We start from the raw sequence: 3,793 nt of genomic DNA on the forward strand, positions 1-3,793 counted from the left end.
GACGCCCAGCGCATCGGCGGCCAGCCCGATGAGCGCGTCGGCGCCGGCCTCGGCGTCATCGCCGGACAGCGCCAATGCCCTGCCGTCGAGTGGGCGGGCCCGATCGTGCCAGCCGAGCTGGCGCGCAAACGATGCGTGGGTGCTCCACGCCAGCGACGCGAGCCGGCCGCCGTTGCGTTGCCGGCGCAGCAGGTCCAGGTCTGCCAGGGCGCCGGCGTAGCGGCCCTGCCCGCCGGCTGCCACCGCGCGCAACCACAGATCATGTGGTGTGCCGGCTGGCGGCAGCGGCCATTGCCCGGGGTCACCGCCGAACGCCGCGTCATTCATGCCGAACCGGGACGCTACCAATTCAGAAATGGTTTTAATACTGCGTTAGTTAACAATTCGTGGACGCACTGTTAACGCCATGTCAACTGCCTACTGGGCGCGGTATGGACGCGAGCGACACAGCATCGGACTGATCAGCCAAAACAGCGATGACGATTACGTTGTGGCCGGAGTTGTTAACACCGAACCCGTTGCGTACGGGTCGCATGGATGAACGTGATGTAAATTCTCTGCCTGCGAGTATGCGGTTCAGCACAACGCCAACCTATTGACGGCAATTCCGAAGCCCTTCTACGTTGTGTGCACGAGAGGTCATCGGCGACTGCGCTCGGATCTGTTCAACAACTCACGCGTCCAGTGCGTATACGAATCGGATGCGCAGAGAGGGGTTTTGAAATGCCACAGCCGCAACAGTTGCCCGGGCCTAATGCCGATATCTGGGATTGGCAGATGACGGGCCTTTGCCGGGGAGTCGACTCCTCGATGTTCTTCCACCCCGATGGTGAGCGCGGTCGCGCCCGCGCACAGCGGGAGATGCGGGCCAAGGAGATGTGCCGTCGCTGTCCCGTGATCACCCAGTGCCGCACCCACGCTCTTGCCGTCGGCGAGCCTTACGGCATCTGGGGCGGCCTCAGCGAGTCCGAGCGCGAACTGCTCCTCAAGCGGGGTATCCGCCGCACCGCCTGACCGCTAGTCGCCGGCCTGGCGCAGGACGTCGAAGGCCTGCCCGATCAATTCCGCCGCGCCCGGCGGCGTGCCGTCGTCGCCGCGTCGGCCCAACTGCCACTGTCTGATCCCCGCACTGCGCAGGGCCGCCACCGCGCAGCGTGCCAGAACCTGCATCCGGAATTCGTCGTCGGTCTCACCGGCTCCCTGTCGGCGGCAACGATGCAACAGAGCGTCGGCGATCTCCTGTTCGAACCGCATCAACAGACCCGGCGCCGACTTCGCCAACTTGGGGCCGGGGGGCCCGTCCTGGAACAGCCACGACACGTTCGGCTGCGCGTCACCGAGCTGACCCGCCAACGAGAAGAAGGCATTCTCGACTGCCCGCAGCGGAGCCTCCTCGGCCGGCCGCCGCTTGATCTCGGCACCGAGCATCGGTATCCGCTCCTCGATGTCCTTGATCAGCAGTGCTTCCTTGTCGGGAAAGTAGCGAAACAGCGTGCGCTCGGTGACGCCTGCGGCGTCAGCGATGTCCCTGACCGTGGTGTTCGAATACCCCCGGGCGGCGAAGAGGGCGTCCGCCGCGGCCTGGATGGCACGGCGGGTGGCGATCTTGTGCGCCTCACGCTTGCCGACGTCAGCGGTCATGAGAGCACTATGACGTATTTGCTGCAGCAGGGCCAAGACTTGTCATAACTGACACTTCTCCCTAATGTGTCAGACATGACAGAATTTCAGGGCACCGTCGCCGACGACATCCGCGACTCCGTCCGGACTGGGCGCCCTACCGCAGCCCCTCCGCGCCCGAGGGCGCACCGAACGTGCTCTACCTCCTGTGGGACGACATCGGCATCGCGACCTGGGATTGTTTCGGCGGCCTGGTCGACATGCCCAACATGAAGCGCATCGCCGACCGCGGGGTCAGGCTGACGCAGTTCCACACCACCGCACTGTGCTCGCCGACGCGGGCCGCGCTACTGACGGGACGCAACGCCACCACGGTCGGGGTCGCGTCGGTGGTCAACATGGCGCAGGGTTTCCCCGGTCACAACGGCCGCATTCCCGCGGACACGGCCCTGATCTCGGAGGTGCTCGCCGAGCGGGGGTGGTCCACCTATGCCGTGGGCAAGTGGCACTCACCCCACCGGAGGTGCCACGCCGCAGGGTCACGCCGTTACTGGCCACTGAGCCGAGGATTCGACCGGTTCTACGGATTCCTCGACGGCATGACCGACCAGTGGTACCCGAGCTTGGTCAGTGACAGCCGGCCCATCGATCCGCCGGCCACCCCGGAACAGGGCTACCACCTGTCCAAGGACCTCGCCGACCGCGCAATCGGCTTTCTGCGCGACCACCGGTCGTCCGCCCCCGACAAGCCGTGGTTCATGTACCTGTGTCCCGGAGCCGGTCACTCGCCACATCAGGTCGCCGCGGAGTGGGCCGACAAATACCGCGGCCGATTCGACGAGGGCTACGAGCGATACCGCGAGATCGCGCTGGCCAACCAGAAGTCGCTGGGCATGCTGCCGCCGGACACCGAGTTGTCACCGATGAATCCCTACGCCGACTGCACCAACCCCGACGGAGTGCCCTGGCCCTCCCACGACACCGTCACCCCGTGGGAGTCGCTGACCGACGACGAGAAGCAGGTGTCGAGCCGGATGGCTGAGGTGTTCGCCGGCTTTCTCAGTTACACCGACGCTCACATCGGCCGGATCCTGGACCATCTCGAAGACACCGGTCAGTTGGACAACACCATCGTCGTCGTCATGACCGACAACGGAGCCAGCGGAGAGGGGGGACCCACCGGAACCCTCGACGAATTCGTCCCACTTCGCGGTGGCCTCAATTCGGTTCCTACACTGGACAAGTACGACAAGTTCGGCGGCCCGGGCACGAAGATGAACTACTCCAACGGCTGGGCGATGGCGTTCAACACGCCCTACAAGCTCTTCAAGCGCTACGCCTCCCATGAGGGTGGGATCGCCGACCCGTGCATCATCTCCTGGCCTGCGAAGCTGAACCCCCGGGGGGACGTCAGCGATCATTACGTCCACGTCAGCGATCACCCCGACGGTGTACGACCTGCTCGGCATCGAACCTGCCGAGAGGGTCAAGGGAGTCACCCAGAAGCCGCTGGAGGGAACCAGTTTCGCAGCGCCGCTTCTGGATCCGGCCGACAGCGGCAGCAAGCACACCCAGTTCTACTCGATGCCGGGCACCCGCGGCATCTGGCACGACGGCTGGTTCGCAAGCACCGTGCACCCGCCCGCCGACCTCGGCGACACCGGACCGTCCCGGCTGGTCCCACTTCGGCGAGGATCAGTGGGAGCTGTTCCACATCGAGAACGATCGCAGCCAGATGCACGACCTGGCCGCCGAACATCCCGGCAGGCTCGACGAACTCAAAGCCCTGTGGCACTCGGAGGCGTTGCGGTACAACGCCTATCCACTCAATGATCTCAGCGTGTTCGAGCTCATCGCACGCTGGGGAGTCGACGCGGCCGGGGTAGCGCAGCGGGCGGTCCTCCTTCACCCGGACAGGTGCGGGTGAAGGTCTGTTCGACGTCATCGGAGACGTCGTGCTCACCGTCGATGGACACGTGGCCGGTTCACTCACCGGGGTGCGGATGGCCGGATTCGATCCGATGCAGACGGTCTCGGCCGGCCGTAGCGTCGCGTATTCCGTGTCAGGGGAATACGTCTCGCCCAACCCGTTCCGCGGCGGAGTACTCGACCACGTCGCCATCGAATTCTCCGGCGATGGCGAACATCACCCCGACGCCGTGGGTCAGCTAGG

General features: G+C 65.4%; 3 protein-coding genes and 2 pseudogenes. 3 read left to right on the forward strand and 2 right to left on the reverse strand.

The window, feature by feature from the left end; all coding sequences use genetic code 11:
* Positions 1–327 (reverse strand): annotated as a pseudogene (locus WA944_RS01995) (hypothetical protein); the annotation flags it as partial.
* A gap of 396 nt (positions 328–723) precedes the next feature.
* Here WA944_RS01995 and WA944_RS02000 point away from each other — a divergent pair.
* A complete protein-coding gene (locus tag WA944_RS02000; RefSeq protein WP_526610540.1) occupies positions 724–1,014 on the forward strand; it encodes a WhiB family transcriptional regulator in 291 nt (96 codons plus the stop codon).
* Between the two features lie 3 nt (positions 1,015–1,017).
* Here the strand turns inward: WA944_RS02000 and WA944_RS02005 are convergent, their stop codons facing one another.
* Positions 1,018–1,641, reverse strand: coding sequence for a TetR/AcrR family transcriptional regulator (locus WA944_RS02005; protein ID WP_526610542.1), 624 nt, complete (start codon positions 1,639–1,641; stop codon positions 1,018–1,020).
* 75 nt (positions 1,642–1,716) lie between these two features.
* Between WA944_RS02005 and WA944_RS02010 the strand changes: the two are divergent.
* Together WA944_RS02010 and WA944_RS02015 are read left to right on the forward strand one after the other, a co-directional pair.
* Positions 1,717–3,481 (forward strand): annotated as a pseudogene (locus WA944_RS02010) (arylsulfatase); the annotation flags it as partial.
* Positions 3,482–3,575: 94 nt separating this feature from the next.
* The coding region (locus WA944_RS02015; RefSeq protein ID WP_526646192.1) for a hypothetical protein at positions 3,576–3,793 on the forward strand (218 nt) is incomplete at its 3' end.

Source organism: Mycobacterium sp., assembly GCF_049683355.1.
Taxonomy (GTDB): Bacteria; Actinomycetota; Actinomycetes; order Mycobacteriales; family Mycobacteriaceae; genus Mycobacterium.

Coding starts and splice junctions, on each gene's coding strand:
- WA944_RS02000 (WP_526610540.1), top strand. CDS start 724: ATGCCACAGCCGCAACAGTTGCCCGGGCCTAATGCCGATATCTGGGAT.
- WA944_RS02005 (WP_526610542.1), bottom strand. CDS start 1,641: ATGACCGCTGACGTCGGCAAGCGTGAGGCGCACAAGATCGCCACCCGC.